The following is a 20596-nucleotide window of genomic DNA, read 5'->3' on the forward strand; positions in this document are numbered from 1 at the left end:
GCGAGTTGATGCCGGTCGAAGTCGACGTGGACAACGAGCTGATCGAGCTGGTTGCCGACGACAGACCAGTCGACGTGGAAGTCGACAGCGAAGCCACGGTGCTATCGGTCGAACTGAGGCCCGTGGACAGCGAGTTGATGCCGGTCGAGGTCGAGGTGGACAACGACGAGATCGAGCTGGTTGCCGACGACAGGCCAGTCGACGTCGAGGTCGACAGCGAAGCGACCGAGCTGTCGGTCGAGCTGAGGCCCGTGGACAGCGAGCTGATGCCGGTCGAGGTCGAGGTGGACAGCGACGAGATCGAGCTGGTTGCCGACGAGAGGCCGGTCGACGTCGAGGTCGAGAGCGAAGCGACCGAGCTGTCGGTCGAGCTCAGACCCGTGGACAACGAGCTGATGCCGGTCGAGGTCGACGTGGACAACGACGAGATCGAGCTAGTTGCCGACGAGAGGCCGGTCGAGGTCGAGGTCGAGAGCGACGAGATCGAGCTGGTCGCCGACGAGAGACCGGTCGACGTGGAGGTCGAGAGCGAAGCGACCGAGCTGTCGGTCGAGCTGAGGCCGGTCGACAGCGAGTTGATGCCCGTCGAGGTCGACGTGGACAACGACGAGATCGAGCTAGTCGCCGACGACAGGCCGGTCGAGGTGGAGGTCGAGAGCGAAGCCACCGAGCTATCGGTCGAGCTGAGGCCGGTGGAGAGCGAGCTGATCGAGCTGGTCGCCGACGACAGGCCGGTCGACGTGGAGGTCGACAGCGAAGCGACCGAGCTATCGGTCGAGCTGAGGCCCGTGGACAACGACGAGATCGAGCTAGTTGCCGACGAGAGGCCAGTCGACGTGGAGGTCGAGAGCGAAGCCACCGAGCTGTCGGTCGAGCTCAGACCCGTGGACAACGAGCTGATCGAGCTGGTTGCCGACGACAGGCCGGTCGACGTCGAGGTCGACAGCGAAGCGACCGAGCTATCGGTCGAGCTGAGGCCCGTGGACAGCGAGCTGATGCCCGTCGAGGTCGACGTGGACAGCGAGCTGATCGAGCTAGTTGCCGACGAGAGGCCGGTCGACGTGGAGGTCGACAGCGAAGCCACCGAGCTGTCGGTCGAGCTGAGGCCCGTGGACAACGAGTTGATGCCGGTCGAGGTCGAGGTCGAGAGCGACGAGATCGAGCTGTCGGTCGAGCTGAGGCCCGTGGACAACGAGTTGATGCCGGTCGAGGTCGAGGTCGAGAGCGAAGCGACCGAGCTGTCGGTCGAGCTGAGGCCGGTCGACAGCGAGTTGATGCCCGTCGAGGTCGACGTGGACAACGACGAGATCGAGCTAGTCGCCGACGACAGGCCGGTCGAGGTGGAGGTCGAGAGCGAAGCCACCGAGCTATCGGTCGAGCTGAGGCCGGTGGAGAGCGAGCTGATCGAGCTGGTCGCCGACGACAGGCCGGTCGACGTGGAGGTCGACAGCGAAGCGACCGAGCTATCGGTCGAGCTGAGGCCGGTCGACAGCGAGTTGATGCCGGTCGAGGTCGACGTGGACAGCGACGAGATCGAGCTGGTTGCCGACGACAGCCCCGTCGAAGTCGACGACGACAGCGATGCCACCGAGCTATCAGTCGAGCTGAGCCCCGTCGACAACGAAGTGATGCCGGTCGACAGCGACGAGATCGCGCTGCTGGACGACGACACCGTCGTCGACAGCGAATCCACGATGGAATTGGTCGCGAAGAGTTGGGAGCCGTTGATCGCGTCCGTGCTGGTCGCCGTGATTTGGCCTGCCGCGACATTGGTGATTTGACGCGTGGTGCCCGTGCTCGCATTGCCGACGCTCACCACGCTGCTCGGATTGCCGCCCGCGAACGTGGTGGTCACGCCGCCGACGGTACCCGTCGGCGTCGCGTTGGGCGCTGCGGTGACGGAGCCGCTGCCGAGTGCGACGTCGCCGGCGTTGTTGGCGATGGCATTCGGGCCGATCGCGACCGAATCGGTGCCGAGCGCCTGGCTGTCGGCTGCTGTCGAATTTGCGTGGAAGTACTTGATGCCCTGGCTGTTGATGCTGTCGATCGCCGAGCCGACGCTGTTGGCGGTCGACGTCGTGCCGTTCGCGTTGTACGTCGTGTACGACGGAGCGGAAACCGTGCCGGTTGCCGGGTTGTAGCTCGCGCCGCCGCCGAGGGCCGCGGCGGTGCTGCTGCCCAGATTGTCGGTCTTGGTCGTGACAGTGCTGAGGCCCGTGGACAGCGAGTTGATCCCCGTCGAGGTGGACGTGGACAGCGAGCTGATCGAGCTGTTAGCCGAGGAGAGGCCGGTCGACAGCGAGTTGATGCCCGTCGAAGTCGAGGTGGACAGCGACGTCACCGAGCTGTTGGTCGAGCTGAGGCCCGTGGACAGCGAGTTGATCCCCGTCGAGGTGGACGTGGACAGCGAGCTGATCGAGCTGTTAGCCGAGGAGAGGCCGGTCGACAGCGAGTTGATGCCCGTCGAAGTCGAGGTGGACAGCGACGTCACCGAGCTGTTGGTCGAGCTCAGACCTGTGGACAGCGAGTTGATCCCCGTCGAGGTGGACGTGGACAGCGAGCTGATCGAGCTATTAGCCGACGAGAGGCCGGTCGACGTGGACGACGACAGCGACGTGACCGAGCTGTTGGTCGAGCTCAGGCCCGTGGACAACGAGTTGATGCCCGTCGAGGTGGACGTGGACAGCGACGAGATCGAGCTATTAGCCGACGACAGGCCGGTCGACGTGGAGGTCGACAGCGAAGCCACCGAGCTGTTGGTCGAGCTGAGGCCCGTGGACAACGAGTTGATGCCCGTCGAGGTCGAGGTGGACAGCGAGCCGATCGAGCTATTAGCCGACGACAGGCCGGTCGACGTGGAGGTCGACAGCGAAGCCACCGAGCTGTTGGTCGAGCTCAGGCCCGTGGACAACGAGTTGATCCCAGTCGAAGTCGACGTGGACAGCGAGCTGATCGAGCTATTGGCCGAGGAGAGGCCGGTCGACGTGGACGACGACAGTGACGTAACCGAGCTGTTGGTCGAGCTCAGGCCGGTGGACAACGAGCTGATGCCGGTCGAGGTCGACGTGGACAGCGACGCGACCGAGCTGTTGGTCGAGCTGAGGCCGGTCGACAGCGAGTTGATCCCCGTCGAGGTGGACGTGGACAGCGAGCTGATCGAGCTATTAGCGGACGAGAGGCCAGTCGACGTGGACGACGACAGCGACGTGACCGAGCTGTTGGTCGAGCTGAGGCCCGTGGACAACGAGTTGATCCCAGTCGAAGTCGACGTGGACAGCGAGCTGATCGAGCTATTAGCCGACGAGAGGCCGGTCGACGTGGACGACGACAGTGACGTAACCGAGCTGTTGGTCGAGCTCAGGCCGGTGGACAACGAGCTGATGCCGGTCGAGGTCGACGTGGACAGCGACGCGACCGAGCTGTTGGTCGAGCTGAGGCCGGTCGACAGCGAGTTGATGCCCGTCGAAGTCGAGGTGGAGAGCGACGAGATCGAGCTATTAGCCGACGAGAGGCCGGTCGACGTGGACGACGACAGCGAAGCCACCGAGCTGTTGGTCGAGCTGAGGCCCGTGGACAACGAGTTGATGCCGGTCGAGGTCGACGTGGACAGCGACGTGACCGAGCTGTTGGTCGAGCTGAGGCCGGTCGACAGCGAGTTGATGCCCGTCGAAGTCGAGGTGGAGAGCGACGAGATCGAGCTATTAGCGGACGAGAGGCCCGTCGACGTGGACGACGACAGCGACGTGACCGAGCTGTTGGTCGAGCTCAGGCCGGTCGACAGCGAGTTGATGCCCGTCGAAGTCGAGGTGGAGAGCGACGAAATCGAGCTGGTTGCCGACGACAGGCCGGTCGACGTGGACGTCGACAGCGACGTCACCGAGCTGTTGGTCGAGCTGAGGCCCGTGGACAGCGAACTGATCGAGCTATCGGCCGAGCTGAGGCCCGTGGACAACGAGCTGATGCCGGTCGAAGTCGAGGTGGACAGCGACGAGATCGAGCTGGTTGCCGACGAGAGACCGGTCGACGTGGAGGTCGACAGCGACGCAACCGAACTCTTGGTCGAGCTGAGGCCCGTGGACAACGAGTTGATGCCCGTCGAGGTCGAGGTCGAGAGCGACGAGATCGAGCTATTAGCGGACGAGAGGCCGGTCGACGTGGACGACGACAGTGACGTAACCGAGCTGTTGGTCGAGCTCAGGCCGGTGGACAACGAGCTGATGCCGGTCGAGGTCGACGTGGACAGCGACGCGACCGAGCTGTTGGTCGAGCTCAGGCCGGTGGACAGCGAGTTGATCCCCGTCGAGGTCGACGTGGAAAGCGACGAGATCGAGCTATTAGCCGACGAGAGGCCGGTCGATGCCGACGTCGACAAGCTGTTGATCGCGCTCGTCGTCGTGCTCATCCCGGTGCTGAGTTGGGACACGGTGACCGCGTCCTGCGGTGCCGAGCCGTCGGCGACGTTCGTGATGCGACGCAGGGCCGTCGAACTGCCGACCGACACTTCCGACGTCGGCGCGGCGCTGCCCGTCAGATAGCCCGTTCCCGTCGGCGCTGCCGCGCCGGTCACGCTGCCTGCACCGATCGCGACGCTGGATGTGTAGTTGGCCGTGCCGCCGAGCGCGATCGCGTTGGTGCCCGTTGCCGTTGCGCCGTTGCCGATGGCGGATGCGCCGGAGCCGGCTGCAGTGGCACCCGAACCGAGCGCGGTGCCGTTGGTACCGACCGACGTGACGGTCGCGTTCGAACCGATTGCGATGCCTGACGTCGTCGCCGAGTTGACGTTCGAAAATCGGCCCAGCGCGATCGCGTTGGTGCCTGCCGCGACCGCACCACCCGTGCCCGAGCTGTTGCCGCCTCCGATCGCGATCGAGCTCGTGCCCGATGCGGTCGAGTCGTTGCCGACGGCGGTCGCGCCCGTGTTGAGCGCCTTCGCGCCGGAGCCGATGCCGATCGAGCTTGAGCCAGTCGCCGTCGTGGCCTGCCCGAATGCCTGCGAATAGCTGCCGGACGCCGTCGCATTCGCGCCGATCGCAATCGAGGTCGCGCCGCTGGCCGTTGTCGTGCTGCCCCCGTTACCGCCGATGGCAATCGCCTGGGCGCCCGTCGACGTGCCGCCGCCGGCGAAATACTGCGCGTGCGCAACGTTGCCGGCGGCCGCTCCCGCGACGAGCGCGACGGTTGCCACGGCCTTCACGACGGCGGACTTGTTCGGCTTACCCCGTGCCGCATCGTGTTCGGATGCCGCGACCCAGGCGCCAAGAGCTTCGTTCCAGATCGTGCGGTATGTGCGGTTCATGTCGTACTGCCTCCAAATACGCAAGCCACACACCGGTCTCTTTCGTTAGATGAATTTGCCGTGCGCTCGCGCGAATCTCAAAATTGATGTGCGGAGTTTATTTGAGGCGGTATTTTGAGATTGACAAACAGTGAAAAACGGAACGCTTTGAAAGTTAAAAAATGGTTAATACATCGCGTTTTGATGCATCTGGGTGTAAGAAAGTTGAAAATATGCGGGGTGCTGAGCGAAGGGTGCCTCCGGATGCGGTGGCGTTTTTAAAATCACATAAAAATCAATGGTATGCGTGATTCTCGCGCGTCGTGGCGCGCATTGAGAGACACAAAAAGTAAGATGAATGAAACGGCAAACGTTTGCGGCAAACGTTAATCTTTCGGGATCGTAATACTTGATGGGGTGCTGGCTGAAACGAAGCGGGCGGTTTGGTTAATTTGTTAATTTGAGATTTTGATGGGATTTTTAATTGCGTTTAATTGGTTTTCTGAAAAATCAAAAAACATGAGGGCAGGATCGTCTGGCTATGCTGGTTTGCGCATTTCGCCGGTCGCACTCGCCCGTGGGGCGGGCCTTCCCCGGTGGCCGGCGTCACGAAGTTGTAAAAAAATGCTACCGAGGCATTGACTCAGCCATTGGGATTCCCGAGTGGAATCTGCTCTATTGACGTATTTCGTGTGGTGGGTTCGGAGGCGAATTGGACGGCGTGCCGGATCGTCCACGACGACGGTCGGAGACGCGCGAGTTGAGGGCAACGGGAGCAGCGAGCAGGAAACGTCAGATTTGAGCCACGGTGACTCGAACTTGCTGGCCAGGGCGGACATGCCGCGGGAGGCAAGACGACGTGCAAGCGCGTCGGATCAGTACTATCGGAGGGATGGGCGCGCGTTGGCTGGCGTGACGTCGCGCCAGCCAACGCTGGATGCAAGCCGGAGGATTGCTCGTTTTCGTCCGACAGTGTGTGCCGCCGTGCCGATGGCGGGCGCGGCCGCACGTCGTGGTTGTGCTACCCGGTCCGGGCGATGCGGTAAATCGCCCCGGACACGGCGACGCCGCGAACCTGCCGCCGCCGCCTTATTTCCTCAGGAATCGCAGCGCGAGGCGCGCCATGCGCGGCACGAACATCGGGCGCAGCAGCCGTTTGTCGTACCCGGCCATCCGCCGGTCGTTCTCGCTGAGGCACAGTTCGATCAGTTCGCGCGGGTTGAGCGCATCGCCGATGTCGGCGGTGCTCGTCGCCGGAAAGTTCGCGTCGTGCGCGACGCCGTCCGCATCGATCCCGCGCGCGATGCCGATGCGTTCCCAGATCAGGAACGCCCACACGGCCGCAACCCGTGCGAAGAACCACGGCCGGCGCCACCACGGCAAACTCCGCCAGTACCACGCATACCAGTTCACGAAGAACAGGATGTGCCGGCCTTCCTCCTGGATCACGGGTTCGAAGGTGTCGACGAGTTCGGGCGGGAAAAAGCCGGAGCGCTGCGCCGAGCGGAACAGGCCGAACGCGAAGAAGCTGTCGATGCACTCGCTGAAGCCGGTCACCATCCACGACCATTCCGGGTCGTTCGGTGCCGGATAGGGCGGTTCGGGGGCGAGCGCGATGCCGTATGCCTGCACCAGCTTCGACAGCACGACCTTGTGCCGTGCCTCCTCGGCGCCGTCCATCTCGAGCGCCTGGCGCAACAGCGGATCGCCGACGGTCGCCGCGAAGGTGGCGACGCGGATCGACGCGCGGCCTTCGGTCTGCACGGCGATGTCCCAGATCGGCAGCGACGTGAGCCGCTTGAGTTCGTCGGGCTTGAGTGGCGGCCAGTCGATGACGGCCGGTTTGTACGGGTTGTGCGTATCGAGCAGCATGCGGCAGAACATCTGCCTGTGCGCATCGGAACCGATCCTGACCGAACCGTGGTGCTCGAAGGTCCAGTTGCGCATGGCGTGATCTGCCGCTGCATGGTCTTTCTGCAGCGTGTCGGACATGGCTGTTGCAATGCGATTACGAGTCGAAAGATTTTTGCATAGCTTTCGTAATCGCGTATTTTCGAGCCGCCTTGCGCTGCGTTGCGCTCAGGCCTGCGTGTCGACCCAGAGGCGTCCCCAGCGCGACGCGTACGCCAGCGCATGCTCCTCTTCGAAGAAGAAATCGATCGCGTCGAACGACACGGCGCGCGGCGACGGGCCACCGCTTGCCTTCTCGATCGTCAGGTTCGCGGCGAACAGCCCGTTGGGCAGCCGGGCGGCAGCGGGGGCGACTTCGTATCCCTTGTAGCGGATCGTGCGGTTCATGGCATGCGCATGGAAGGTTCGGGCTTTCAGCGTACGAAAACCCGCGGCACGCGTGAACCAATCTTTCGGCCAATGCAAATCACGTGGCGGGCCTGATAGTTATCGGTGCGGGGAGTCGGCATGAAGCAGGCGGGCGACGTCGCGATGCGCGCCGGACGGTCGGACACGCGCGCCCGCGCGCGGCGAACGTCGTCGGCCGGGCGCGGGCGGCGGGGAGGCTGGGGTTACTGGTTGGCGATCTTCAGCACCGGGGCGAGCGCGTCGACCGATGCGGCATGCGCGGCCGCGCGATGCGACGCGAACGCGAGCGCGAATTCGGCTGCCTGCGAGCCGACGGTTTCGAGCTGTGCGACGACCTTCGGATCCGAGCAGCCGTCGGCGCTGTCGAAGCGCGTTTCGAGCGTGTTCACGGTGGCGCCGAACGGGGTCGGCCAACCTCGCAGCGCGTGGACGATCGAACGCAGCGACGTCAGCACGGTGCCGGCGGCCTGCCAGCCGTAAGCCGTGACGATCAGGCCGACCGCGCGGCCGTCGAGGTACGGGCGCTCGTCGGCGCGCAGTTCCTCGAGCGTGTCGAGCGCGTTCTTCACGAGGCCGGACACGCCGCCGTGATAGCCGGGCGTCGCGATGATGATCGCATCGGCTTCGCGCACGGTGTCGATCAGCTCGCGCTGCGCGTCGGTCAGCGTCTTGTGTTCGGGGGCGTAGTGCGGCAGCGTATGCAGGAACGGGCCGTCGAACAGTCGCGTGCGTGCGCCGGCAGCCTGCGCGCCGCGCAGCGCGAACGACAGTGCGCGCTCGGTCGACGACGCGGCTCGGGTGGTCCCGCCGATGCCGACCACGAACGGGCGGCGGTGTTGATCGAATGCAGTCAAGGGGCGCTCCTAGAGGATGGCTTGCCCGGCTAAGCACAGGCTTAAAACCAGATGGTAACGACGCCGCCGCCACTGTGAAAACGACTTTTCGTTCTATCGATATGCCATGCGCATGGGGCGAGCGTGCGCGCGGCGACGCAGATGGATAGCAGAAATGCTTGGTTGGGACGGCGTGCCGCGCTCGATAAGATGGGCCCGTCTCCTCCATGATGTCTCTACTGACATGGGTTGGCCCCGCCGCGCGGATGCAGGCGGGGCTTTTTTTCGTCCGGCGCCGGAAAGGGGGTGCGATGCGCGGGCGTTATGCGGCGTTACGCGAACACCGGCCGGAAGAAGCTGCGCTCGTAGCTGACGATGCAGCGCGTTTCCTCTGCATACCGGAACGCGGCCTGGCAGGCGGGATCGGTTTTCGAGCGTTCGCGATAGCGCTCGTATTCGGCAAGGCTCGGGAACGAGAACATCGCGAGCGCGATGTTGCTGGCGCCTTCGGATGGCAGGAAGTAGCCGTGGTGCGTGCCGTCGAATTGCTCGACGAGCGGAATCCACATCTTGCCGTAGGTTTCGAACTGCTCGAGTTTGTACGGATCGATGACGTAGCGAAGGAAGCAGGTGACCATGGGCGCTCGCGGTGCGGTTGAGGATCAGCGAGTCTGGATCGCGTCACCGGTCGTGTCAACGAGGCGCCGGCCGCGCTCGCGCCGGCTTCGTGCATCGCGGGCTAGGTTTCGCGCGTGCCGACTTGCATCGACGCCGACGTGCGCGTCACGGACTGCTTGCGGGCGCAACGATCGGTGAGTGCAGCCGCGTGTTCGAAGGCGCCGAACGCATGCGCATGCACACTCTCACGCCATCGTTCCGCTTCTTGCGACGTCTCGCGGCGTGCGGCTGCGGCCTGATTCGTCGTGCCGGCGTGGTCTCAATCGTCGCGTGTGTGCGTGTCGCTGCCGCCGCGCGCGAGGCGCCACGCGATCGTGCCGAGCACGCCGACCGCAACGACCAGCGCCGCCCACAGCACGTAACGGCGGATCGCGTCCTTGTCGGCGGCCGGCTCCGACGGGGCCGCCGAGACCGGCAGTGCCGCGCCGACGCGCGCGGGCCGCACTTCCGGCGCCATCCCGACCAGCAGCGCATCGCGGCCCACGGCCGAAGACGGCAGCGACGCATTGCCGACACCGAGCGTGAACGGCGGCGTGCCGCGCGCGACGAACGTCAGGGCGGCCGGATGCCAGCCGACCACGACGGACGGCTGGCCGCCGCCGAGCCCGCCGTTGCGCATGTCGACGACGATTCGCCACGCGCGATCCGGATTCGACGCGAACGCCAGCGGCGGGTTGCGCTGTTCGCCACCCTTGCCCTGCAGCCGGAACAGCACCCCGCCGGCGACGTCGCGCCACGGCGTTTGCGCGTCGGGGCGGCTCTGTAGCGTTGCGCGCGCAACCGTATTCGGCTGTGGAAGGTCGATGCGCACGCGGTCGACCGGATAAGCGCCGTCGGTGTCGAACAGATACTCGCCGGGCGCACTGCCGGCCCGCATGTGCGCGGCTTCGCGCCATTGGCGCGGCACGGCTGCGCTGTCCGCCGTGCGTGCATCGTGCGGTCGCGTTTCGGTCTCGATCGACCCGATCGAGGGCGCGCCGTCGAGCCAGTCGAGCCGCAGGTAGCGCGGACCTGTGCCTTCGAGCGCGATGCGTTCCTGTATCAGCATGTCGCCGCCGCGCCCGACCTTCAGCAGTTGCGTGCTGCCGAGCGAGCGCCAGCTGCGCAGGTCGTCGCTCGCGGCGACCGCGACACGCCCCTGGTAGCTGTCGTCGCTGATGTGCACGAGCAGTGCGTCCACCTCGCCGTCCGTGTGCGACAGGTCGACGAGATCGGCCGCATGCTTCGCGCGCGCCGGCGCGGTGACGGCTGCGCGCAGCGAGCCGTCCGGCGCAACCGACACGCCGAGCGGTGCGAGCCCGTCGTCGGCGCGCGCCTGCGGCAGCGGGAACCAGTGCACCGGCGTGCGCGACGGCGGCACGGCCGCCGCCGCTGGCGCATCGAGCGAGTAAGGCACGGGCTCGCCGTTGCCGTTGAAGATGCGCACGTCGCCGAGATCGTCACGCCGGCTGGCCGCATAGACGGCCTGCGGCACGGTGAGCTGGTAATACGCGGCGGTGCCGTCGAGATCCAGCGAGAAGCGTTGGGCAACGCGTTCGGCACCGGGCGTGCCGTCGGCCGCCGCGAACGACGTCAGCAGGCTCAGGCTGAGCAGGGCTGCGAGTCGTTTCATGGTTGGTGTTCGTCCCGTTGGGCCGCGGCCTTCGGCGGCAGCGGCGAGAAATAGCCGATCAACAGCAGCAGGATGCCGATACCGATGAACGACACGATACGTTCGATGCCGGTGACGTGCGACAGGTCGAACAGAAACAGCTTGATCACCGTGAGCGCGAGCAGCGCGGCGCCGACGAACCACAGCGGACGCAACCCGCGGCGCGTGGCCCAGATCATCGTCGCGAGCGCGCAGAGTGTCCAGTACACGGAAACCGACGCCTGCACGAGCGTCGATTCCGCCATTGCATCGAACGCGTACGGCACGCCGGTCCAGTGATGCAGCGTACGCAACAGGATCGCGTTCAGCCACAGGAAGGCCGTCGCGCCGGCCGCGCCGAGCAACTCGACGCGGTAGTTGCCGAACGACCAGCCGAGCTTGCGCGCGCGCACGAACCACGACGCGGCGAGCGCATAGACCACCACGAGCACGAGGTCGAGCGGATTGAGCAGCGGGACGCGCGCCCAGCTGCCGCCGTCCTGCGTGAAGTTCGCGTAGAAGGTCCAGACCCACATCACGACGATCAGCGGCAAGGACGCGAGCGCACACACGCGCGCGATGCCGTCGCGGCGCGTCAGCCACATGCCGGCGAACGCGAACAGACTCCAGCCGACCATGAACACCTGCTGAATGCCGAACGACGACAGCACGGCGTCGATGTCGTAGGCGAGGTGGAAACGGTGATGCAGCGTGCGCAGCAGCAACGCGTTGAACCACAGGAACACGGTCGCGAGCGCCGCTAGGTCGGCCGCGAGTGGATGCCAGACGACATCGAGCGTCTTCAGGCGGCGCAGCCAGGTCGCGAATGCGACGAAGATCAGCAGTTGCGCGACGTCGAGCGGATTGAGCAGCGGCAGCCAGAACAGCGGCGACGCATCGCCGTCGCTCGTCACGCTGGCGATGCTCCACAGCCACAGCAGCGCGGCGAGCGGCGCGGCCCCCCACACCTGATACGCACGCGGGAACGCGGCGACGGGCCAGCGCAGGCGGGAGCCGGGGCCCGAAACCAGCAGAAGCAGCGCGCCGAAGCCGTAGGCCCACGCGCTCCAGCTCCACGCGCCTTCGGGCACGAACGCGCGCAGGCGCCAGAAGCCTTCGAGCGAGAAGAGTCCGCACAACGTCCAGAACATCAGCGTGTGCAGCGGCGCGATCACCGGGGCGGGGAGGGCCGCCACGGCCGACGTGCCCATCGCGCCCGCGACCGGGCCAGCCGCCGCGGTGCCGCGCGACTGACGCAGCAGCAGCGCATAGCATGCGATGACGGCGATCGGCCACGCGAACGCGCCCATGCCCGACAGTGGCGCCTCGTGCGCATCGAACGCGCGCAATGCGAGCAGCGCGAGCACCGGCGTCAGCGCGAGCGCGGGCCATTCGGCGATCGGCCAGGCGAGCTTGCGGCGCGCGACGTGTGCAAGCCATGCGGTGCCGGCTGCGAACAGCGCGGTCGCGTCGACGACGAAGCGGTCCGCATGCAGATCGACGTGGCGGCTCGCATAGACGAGGATCTCGTGCAGCCCGCCGCTTAGCCACCACAGCAGCCCCCAGGCCGCGGCCGCCGCGCCGACGTCCGGCATCCATGCGTGCCACGCGCGCGCTTCGTCGCGCCCGTGCAGCCACCAGCCCGTGAACAGCCCGGCGAGCGCGATCAGCAGCATCGCGATATACGGGCTGTTGAGCACCGGCAGCGCGCTCGTGTCGGCCGGCCCGAGCAGGCTCGTGAAGAATGCGCCGGCCGCGGCGAGCTGCATCAGCAGGCCGAAGCCGAACGGCGCAAGCCGTTTCTCGCGGACGCCGACCCACACGATCGCCGCGCCTTCGATCGCCCACGCGGCACTCGTCGTCGGGCCCGAAAATGCGAGCGGGACAGCGAGCGTCGCGAAGATCACCGCCAGCGCGAGCATCGCTTCGAACAGCAGCGCGAGACGGTCGCGGCGCCGCGCGAGCCATGCGGCGACCGCGACGTAGAACGCCGACAGCGCGACCGAGCTCCACGCGAGCCCGAACGGCATGTCCTTCACGAGCGCCGCCTGCAGCGCCGTCGCGACGATCGGGGTGCCGAACACGAGCGTGCCGTCCACGTAGTGGCGCAGCGCCAGTTCGCGTTTCACCGCATACAGCAGCGCGATGCCGACATACATCAGGAAGAACAGGATCAGGAACGGTTCGGTGGTCGCGAACAGCGCGGGGCGGTATGCCGTCACGCCCCATGCCGAGCCGATCGTGAACGTGAACACGAAACCGAGCAGGTTCAGCGGGCGCCAGGCCTTGAACCAGGCGATCGCGAAGATGCCCGCGTTCAGCAACGCGTAGTAGCTGAACAGCGCGACATGGCTGCCGTGGCCGGTCGACAGCAGCACCGGCGCGAGAAAGCCGCCCGCACTGCCCATGAATGCCAGCGGCAGCGCGTTCTGCTTCACCGCGAGGAACGCGCTCAGCGCGCACACCGCGACCATCAGCGGGAACGCCGCGCCGACCGGCAGCAGTGCGTAGAGCTTGGTCGCGGCGAAGATCGTCAGGTACAGGATGCCGATGCCGCCGCCCTGCAGCACGAGGCCGTATGCCGTGCGGCGCGCACGCACGCGCCAGCCGATCGCGAGGAGCGCCGCCGCGGCGAGTGCCGTGCCGGCCAGGCGGAATTCGATCGGCAGCATGTTGTTGTCGGCTGCGTACTTGAGCAGGAACGCGACGCCGAAGAACAGCACGATGATGCCGACGCGCACGACCGTGTTGCCGCCGAGCAGCCAGTCGCGAGCGGCGCGGAACGCGCGTTCGGCGATGCCGGGTTCGCGGGGTTTCGGCGCGGCGGGCGGCGCAGATGGCGAAGGCGTCGCGGGCGGATTCGTCGGCGCGCCGGCAGCGGCGGTCGCGTCGCTCGTTCGCGTGGCGGCTGCCGGTGCGGGAGCCGGGATGGACGTCGACGGCGCCACGCCGGCGCGCGCGACGGCCGGCTGCAAGGACGGCCGCGGCGGCATTGCGGCGGGTGACGGCGTGACGGTGGCGGGCGTCGCCGGCGGCGTTTGCGCGGCGGCGCCGGTCGTGGCGGCACCGGCCTTCGCGCCCGCGAGTTGACCGCGCAGCACATCGAGCTCGCGCGTGAGCGCGTCGACCGTCGCTTCGAGGCGCGCGACGCGATCGGCGAGCGGCACGGGAGCGGGTTGCGGTGTCGCGGGATTGGCGTGAATCGCGAATGCGTCGGGTATCGTGCCGCCGCTCTTGCGCTTGCGTTGCTGCAGCGCGTGACCGATGCAGAACCCCACCGCCGCGCCGAGCAGCGTGCCGTTGGCGGCGGAGAAATCCCCGAACAATGCGGCGATACCGCCCACGATGAAACCGATTGCGGCAAAAGCCCAATTCATCGCCTTGCTCCCTCTCTCGTTTCGTTATCGTCCTTCGATCGGCGCGCGGCCCGATCGAGGCTGTTTCAGTGTGGCCGGCAGGCGAACCGGCATGCGCACGCCGTCGGCGCAGCGCCACGCCCAAGGCGGGCGGCGACGTCGCGATCGGCGTGGTTGCGGGCAATGTATCACAATGGCCATGGGGGATTTTCTGGGTTGCGGGCGGGCTGCGAAACGTGGCTGTCGCACGTTAGCGATGCGGGTTTTCGTACGACCATTCTTTTCCCGCGAAGGGGCAGGCGACGCCATCCGATCGGACGTGGAATTGTCGCAAAGCGACGCGCGGCCTCCGCGGGTTGGTGCAAAACGGCGCCGCTCGCGCGTCGCGCTGCTGCGCACAAGTCATGCTCGAGATGCCCGCCGCTATTGGCCTTGCGCGTATTGCATCGCCGCAATCGAGTGCCGCCGGGCGCCGCGCCCCGCGTGGCGGGGCTGCCGGGTGTGTCGTATTTGCGCAAGCGTTTGTCGTAATTCGTCGGCAGGTCGGGGTTTTTTCTGGCAACTATGTAGGCACGCTATGCGACGCGTGAGTCCCCGCTACACGAGGAGAAGGTTTCGATGGATGCCCCCAAGGTCGTGGTCGAAGGTCTGTGCAAGGTATTTGGAAGCAACCCGCAGCAGGCGCTCGACATGCTCGCTGCCGGCGCGACGAAAGACGATGTGCTCAAGCGTACCGGTCAGGTCGTCGGCGTGCACAACGTATCGTTCGACGTGCAGGAAGGCGAAATATTCGTGCTGATGGGCCTGTCCGGCTCCGGCAAATCCACGCTGATCCGCCTCGTGAACCGGCTGGTCGACCCGAGCGCCGGCAAGGTGCTGATCGACGGGCTCGACGTCGCGTCGGCACGCCGCTCCGCGCTGACGGCGCTGCGCCGCAAGGACATGAGCATGGTGTTTCAGTCGTTCGCGCTGATGCCGCATCGCACCGTGGTATCGAATGCCGCGTTCGGCCTCGAGGTCGCAGGCATCGGCAAGAAGGAACGCGAACGCCGTGCGATGGAAGTGCTCGAGCAGGTCGGCCTCGCACCGTTCTCGCACAAGCTGCCGTCCGAGCTGTCGGGCGGCATGCAGCAGCGCGTCGGCCTGGCCCGCGCGCTGGCCGTGAATCCGTCGCTGATGATCATGGACGAGGCGTTCTCCGCACTCGATCCGCTCAAGCGCCGCGAAATGCAGGACGTGCTGCTGCAACTGCAGAAGGAACAGCGCCGCACGATCATGTTCGTGTCGCACGATCTGGAAGAGGCGCTGCGCATCGGCAACCGCATCGCGATCATGGAAGGCGGCAGGCTCGTGCAGGTCGGCACGCCGCAGGACATCATTGCGAACCCGGCCGACGACTACGTGCGCGCGTTCTTCGATGGCATCGACACGAGCCGCTATCTGACGGCGGGCGACCTGATGCAGACGGGCGCCGTGCCGACCATGTCGAAGTGCGATGCCGCGAACGTCGCGGCGACGCTGAACGGCAGTGCCGAATACGCGTTCGTGCTGGACGCTGCCCGCAAGATCCGCGGCTTCGTCACGCGCGAGGCGATCGGTCAGGACACGCCGTCCGTGCGGCCGGTCGAAAGCATCCGGCGCGATGCGTCGCTCGAACATGTCGTCGCGCGCGTCGTCGCGAGCCCGAATGCGCTGCCCGTCGTCGACGACGACGGCTGCTACTGCGGCTCGGTCGATCGCGCACTTATCCTGAAGGCCATCACGCGCTCGCGAGGCTCCCATGTCTGAAATGATTCCGCTCGGTAGCTGGGTCGACCAGTCCGTTCACTACCTGCTCGACCATGACGCGGCGACGTTCGATACGATCGGCCGCGCGATCGAGGGCCTCGCCGCATTCGTCGAGCACAGCCTGCAGGCGATCCCGATGTGGCTGATGATGGCGATCTTCATCGGTGTCGGTCTGTGGCGCGTGGGCTGGCGCTTCGCGCTGTTCACCACCGCGTCGCTGCTGTTGATCTTCGCGACGGGCTTCTGGGACCAGACGGTCATCACGCTCGGCCTCACGCTGTCGTCGACGATCGTCAGCCTCGTGCTCGGCATTCCGCTCGGCATCTGGGCGGCGAAGAGCAAGTGGGTCGCCGCGATCGTGCGTCCGATCCTCGACCTGATGCAGACGATGCCGGCGTTCGTGTATCTGATTCCGGCCGCGATGCTGTTCGGTCTCGGCCGCGTGCCGGGGATCCTGTCGACGGTGATTTTCGCGATGCCGCCGGCCGTGCGCCTGACGAGCCTCGGCATCCGTCACGTGAACCGCGAGATCGTCGAAGCCGGCCAGGCATTCGGTTGCACGCCGTGGCAGCTGCTGTACAAGGTCCAGTTTCCGAACGCGCTGCCGTCGATCATGCAGGGCGTGAACCAGACGATCATGATGGCGCTGTCGATGGTGATCATCGCGTCGATGGTCGGCGCGGGCGGCCTCGGCAACGACGTGCTTGCAAGTATCCAGCGCCTCGACATCGGCCTCGGCTTCGAAAGCGGTCTGTCGGTCGTGCTGCTCGCGATCATTCTCGACCGTATCACCGAGAGCTTCGGCCGCGCGCCGGGCACCGTGAAAGCACCGCTGTTCTCGGGCCTGAAGCAACTGTTGCGCGCGAAGGCCACGCCCGCGCAAGCGTAAGCAACCGGCGGCCGGCTCGCCCTCCGGCCGCCTCCCCTGATTCGATACCGGCTTCCGTGGCGTTTGCCACGGGGCTGGCTGCGTGCAACCTGCTCAATTCGCCAGGAGCCCGATGTGACGTCCGCCGCCGCTGCCGCCGTGCCCGCCGCTTGCGTTTCACCGGTTTCGTCCCTTGCCCATTTCGGCTTCCTGACGCTGCCGAATTTCTCGATGATCGCGTTCTCGAGCGCTGTCGAAGTGCTTCGGATGGCGAACTACGTCGGGCGATCGAACCACTACCAGTGGTCGATCTATTCGCTCGACGGTGCGCCCGTGCATGCCAGCAACGGCATCGCGGTGCGGCCGACCCAGGCGCTCGACTACACGAACCTGCCTGACGTGATGATCGTGTGCGGCGGGATCCGCATCCGCGACGTGGTCGACGACGGCGCGCGCGACACGCTCGTGGCGCTCGCCGAGCGCGGGCTGCCGCTGGGCGGCATCTGCACTGGTGCGTATGCGCTGATGTCGGGCGGTCTGCTCGACGGCTATCGCTGCACCGTGCACTGGGAGAACTTGTCCGCGCTGCATGCGGAGTTTCCGCAGGTGGGGTTCGCCGACGAGTTGTTCGTCGTCGATCGCGACCGGCTCACCTGCACCGGCGGCACCGCGCCGCTCGACCTGATGCTGAACCTCGTCGGCATGCGCTTCGGCCAGCAGCTCGCCGCGCAGGTGTCCGAGCAGTTCATCCTGGAGCGCATCCGCAGTTCGACCGACACGCAGCCGATTCCCGTCGATGCGCGCGTCGGTTTCTCGCGCGCGGAGCTGATCGAGGTCGTGCGGCTGATGGAGGCGAACATCGAGGAGCCGCTTTCGCTCGAGGAGCTCGCGCGGCTCGTGCGGCTTTCGCAGCGGCACCTGCAGCGCATGTTCAAGGTTTACCTGAATGTATCGCCCACCCACTATTACCTGACGCTGCGTCTGAAACGCGCGCGCGACCTGCTGCGCACGACCGACGCATCGATCGCGCGCGTGACGACGACGTGCGGATTCCATTCGCCATGTCATTTCAGCAAGGCGTATCGCGCGCAATTCGGTCACGCGCCGAGCTACGAGCGACGATTGCCGGGGCGCTGACGCGACCCGCGCGAGCCATTCGGTCCGCGACGCCGCCGGGATCTCGGCGCGCGGCTTCAACACTCGATCCCGCACCCATGAAAAACGACGTCACTTTGAGGAGAAGACAGATGAAGCGCCTATTGATCGCAGCGGCATGCGGGATCGGGATTGCGGCGCCGATGTCGGCGGTTTATGCGGCCGACCCGCCCGTATGCAAGAACGTGCGCTTCGCGGACGTCGGCTGGTCCGACATCGCGGCCACCACCGGGCTCGCATCGACGATGCTGCAGGGGCTCGGCTACACGCCGACCAAGACGATCGCGTCGGTGCCGATCACGTTCGCGGGCATCAAGAGCAAGCAGATCGACGTGTTCCTCGGCTACTGGTCGCCGACGATGGATCCGATCATCCAGCCGTTCACGAAGGCCGGCACGATCAAGGTGCTCGCAACGCCCAACCTGACCGGCGCGAAATACACGCTCGCGGTGCCCGACTACGTGTACCAGGGCGGCCTGAAGTCGTTCGCCGACATCCAGAAGTTCGCGGACAAGCTCAACGGCAAGATCTACGGGATCGAACCGGGCAACGACGGCAATCTGCTGATCAAGAAGATGATCGACGGCAACCAGTTCGGCCTCGGCAAGTTCAAGATGGTCGAGTCGAGCGAGGCCGGGATGCTGGTCGAGGTGAATCGCGCGATCCGCGACAAGCAGTGGATCGTGTTCCTCGGCTGGGAACCGCATCCGATGAACGTGCAGATGAAGATCGACTACCTGAGCGGCGGCGACGACGTGTTCGGCCCGAACTACGGCGAAGCGAAGGTGCTGACGGCCACGCCGCCCGACTACGCGCAGCGCTGCCCGAACGTCGCGAAGTTCGTGTCGAACCTGCAGTTCACGACGACGATCGAGAATCACGTGATGGTGCCGATCATGAACAAGGAGGATCCGAACAAGGCCGCTGCCGAGTACCTGAAGGCGAATCCGCAGGCGCTCGACAAGTGGCTCGCGGGCGTGACGACGATCGACGGCAAGCCGGGCCTGCCGGCGGTGAAGGCGTATCTCGGCGTGCATTGAGCGACGAGACGAACGGCGCGCTCGCCGAAGGCGGCGCGCGGGCGTGATGAAACGCGGCCCTCCCGTATCGCGCGGGCGGGCCGTGTTGTTTTCGGGCCTGGAGCCGATCGGCGAAGCGCCGGGCCGCGAACGAACGTCACGATTCCTTCGTCGCCGCCGGTACGTCGAACACGCGATCGAATGCCCACTGGAACACGAACGCGTAGCAGAAGAAGAACGCGAACAGCCCGACGTCGACGACGAACGCGTCGAACCACGAGATGTCGAGCCACCACGACACGACCGGCACGAGGATGAAGATCAGCCCGCCCTCGAATCCGGTCGCATGCAGGATGCGCCGCGCGAGCGTGCGCTTCGGCTGCCGGCGCGACGCTTCCCAGCGCTCGAACAGCGCGTTGAAGATCATGTTCCACAGCAGCGCGATCGCGGACATCGTCGCGGACAGTGCGCCCGAATAGACGAGGCCCTGCTTGAAGATCGCCGCGATCGCGGGCGAGATGCAGGAAATGGCGATCGCTTCGTAGAGCACTGCCTGCGTGATCCTGCGCGGTAGGCCTTGCACGTTGTTTCTCCGGTTCGACGGTGACTCGACGGTTTCTTGCGCGGCACGGTGCCACGACGTCCCGCAAGGCTACGTGCGTTGCACGAGCGCTTCAATTCACCTAATCTCACCCGGATTGAATCGAATTCAACCCGGCCGGACCCGGCCCGCGAGGCCCCGTGTTCTCGAAAATTCCCCTGACCGCATTGCGTGTATTCGAATCGTCGGCGCGGCTCGGCTCGTTCAAGGCTGCGGCGGACGAGCTGTCCGTGACGCCGGCTGCCGTGTCGCATCAGATCAAGTCGCTCGAAAGCCGGATCGGCGTGCTGCTGTTCGAGCGCGGCGCGAGCGGCGTGCGGCTCACGGAGGAGGGCGAGCGCCTGTTTCGCGCGAGTCACGATGCACTGCTTGCACTGAGCCGCGGGCTCGACGCGGTGCGGCCCGAAGCGACCGGCGAGCGTACGCTCGTGTTGACGACTACACCGGCGTTTGCAGCGATGTGGCTGATTCCGCGCCTCGGCCGGTTTCGGCAGGTCGATCCGCAATTGAACATCAAGGTCGAAACCGGCAACACGCTCGCCGACCTCGACCGCGACGCGCGAATCGATCTCGCGATTCGTGCGACGTCGCGCACGTTTCCGGCACTGCACGAGATTGCATTGATCGACGAGTATTTCGGCGCGTATGCGGCTACCGGGTTCGACGCGCTTCGTTCGGACGCGCGCCTCGATTTGATCGAGACCGTGTGGGATACGCCGCTGCCGGTGTCGATCGACTGGGCGTCGTGGTGTCGCGCGGCGGGCCGCGACGCGTGGCTCGAACGCGCGGTGTTCCGGCATTACGACGACGAGCACTACGCGTTGCAGGCGGTATTGCACGGGCAGGGCGTCGGGCTGCTCAGTTCCGTGCTGGTCGCCGAGCACGTCGAGCGCGGCGCATTGATGCCGATCGAGCCATCGGTGCGGCTCGCCGGCGCACGCTTCGTCGCGCTATGCCGGCCCGGGCGGGAACGCGAGCCGCAGGTCAGGCGGTTTCTCGACTGGCTCGAAGCGGAAATCGCACGCACGCGCGGCGCGGTGGCCCGAATCGCGCCGCGAACGTGAAGCAACGGTC

At 66.2% G+C, this 20596-nt stretch carries 12 protein-coding genes and 1 pseudogene; 5 read left to right on the forward strand and 8 right to left on the reverse strand.

Annotated features, from left to right (window positions below; genetic code table 11):
- From WS75_RS32320 to WS75_RS16895, 7 genes are all read right to left on the reverse strand, one after another.
- The coding region (locus WS75_RS32320) for an ESPR-type extended signal peptide-containing protein (protein ID WP_257129402.1) at positions 1-5296 on the reverse strand (5296 nt) is incomplete at its 3' end.
- Positions 5297-6364: 1068 nt separating this feature from the next.
- Positions 6365-7267 (reverse strand): hypothetical protein, encoded by a 903-nt coding sequence (locus WS75_RS16870; RefSeq protein ID WP_059681515.1) that lies wholly within the window; start codon positions 7265-7267, stop codon positions 6365-6367.
- Positions 7268-7354: 87 nt separating this feature from the next.
- A complete protein-coding gene (locus tag WS75_RS16875) occupies positions 7355-7573 on the reverse strand; it encodes a hypothetical protein (RefSeq protein WP_006749916.1) in 219 nt (72 codons plus the stop codon).
- Between the two features lie 224 nt (positions 7574-7797).
- Positions 7798-8448, reverse strand: coding sequence for an NADPH-dependent FMN reductase (locus tag WS75_RS16880; RefSeq protein WP_059681516.1), 651 nt, complete (start codon positions 8446-8448; stop codon positions 7798-7800).
- Positions 8449-8759: 311 nt separating this feature from the next.
- Positions 8760-9065, reverse strand: a complete 306-nt coding sequence (locus tag WS75_RS16885; RefSeq protein ID WP_059681517.1) for an NIPSNAP family protein — start codon at positions 9063-9065, stop codon at positions 8760-8762.
- Positions 9066-9364: 299 nt separating this feature from the next.
- Positions 9365-10717 (reverse strand): DUF3999 domain-containing protein, encoded by a 1353-nt coding sequence (locus WS75_RS16890; protein WP_059681518.1) that lies wholly within the window; start codon positions 10715-10717, stop codon positions 9365-9367.
- A complete protein-coding gene (locus WS75_RS16895) occupies positions 10714-14112 on the reverse strand; it encodes a DUF2339 domain-containing protein (RefSeq protein WP_059681519.1) in 3399 nt (1132 codons plus the stop codon). The genes WS75_RS16890 and WS75_RS16895 overlap by 4 nt, the downstream gene beginning before the upstream one ends.
- A gap of 475 nt (positions 14113-14587) precedes the next feature.
- Here WS75_RS16895 and WS75_RS16900 point away from each other — a divergent pair.
- The 4 genes and pseudogenes from WS75_RS16900 to WS75_RS16915 form a co-directional block, all read left to right on the forward strand.
- A pseudogene (locus WS75_RS16900) lies at positions 14588-15879 on the forward strand (quaternary amine ABC transporter ATP-binding protein); the annotation flags it as partial.
- The gene (choW, locus tag WS75_RS16905) at positions 15872-16768 is read left to right on the forward strand and encodes a choline ABC transporter permease subunit (protein WP_059681521.1); all 897 of its coding nucleotides are present in this window, start codon (positions 15872-15874) and stop codon (positions 16766-16768) included. The pseudogene WS75_RS16900 and the gene choW, both read left to right, overlap by 8 nt.
- A gap of 114 nt (positions 16769-16882) precedes the next feature.
- Positions 16883-17884, forward strand: coding sequence for a GlxA family transcriptional regulator (locus WS75_RS16910; RefSeq protein ID WP_059681522.1), 1002 nt, complete (start codon positions 16883-16885; stop codon positions 17882-17884).
- A 110-nt stretch (positions 17885-17994) separates the two neighbouring features.
- Positions 17995-18942, forward strand: coding sequence for a choline ABC transporter substrate-binding protein (locus tag WS75_RS16915; protein ID WP_059534053.1), 948 nt, complete (start codon positions 17995-17997; stop codon positions 18940-18942).
- A 136-nt stretch (positions 18943-19078) separates the two neighbouring features.
- Here WS75_RS16915 and WS75_RS16920 read toward each other — a convergent pair whose 3' ends face one another.
- A complete protein-coding gene (locus WS75_RS16920; RefSeq protein WP_059681523.1) occupies positions 19079-19504 on the reverse strand; it encodes a PACE efflux transporter in 426 nt (141 codons plus the stop codon).
- Positions 19505-19662: 158 nt separating this feature from the next.
- On the opposite strand from WS75_RS16920, the gene WS75_RS16925 reads away from it, so the two are divergent.
- Complete coding sequence (locus tag WS75_RS16925; RefSeq protein WP_059681524.1) at positions 19663-20586, forward strand: LysR substrate-binding domain-containing protein; 924 nt, start codon at positions 19663-19665, stop codon at positions 20584-20586.
- The last annotated feature ends 10 nt before the right edge of the window (positions 20587-20596 follow it).

The organism is Burkholderia sp. FL-7-2-10-S1-D7 (assembly GCF_001524185.1).
Taxonomy (GTDB): Bacteria; Pseudomonadota; Gammaproteobacteria; order Burkholderiales; family Burkholderiaceae; genus Burkholderia; species Burkholderia diffusa.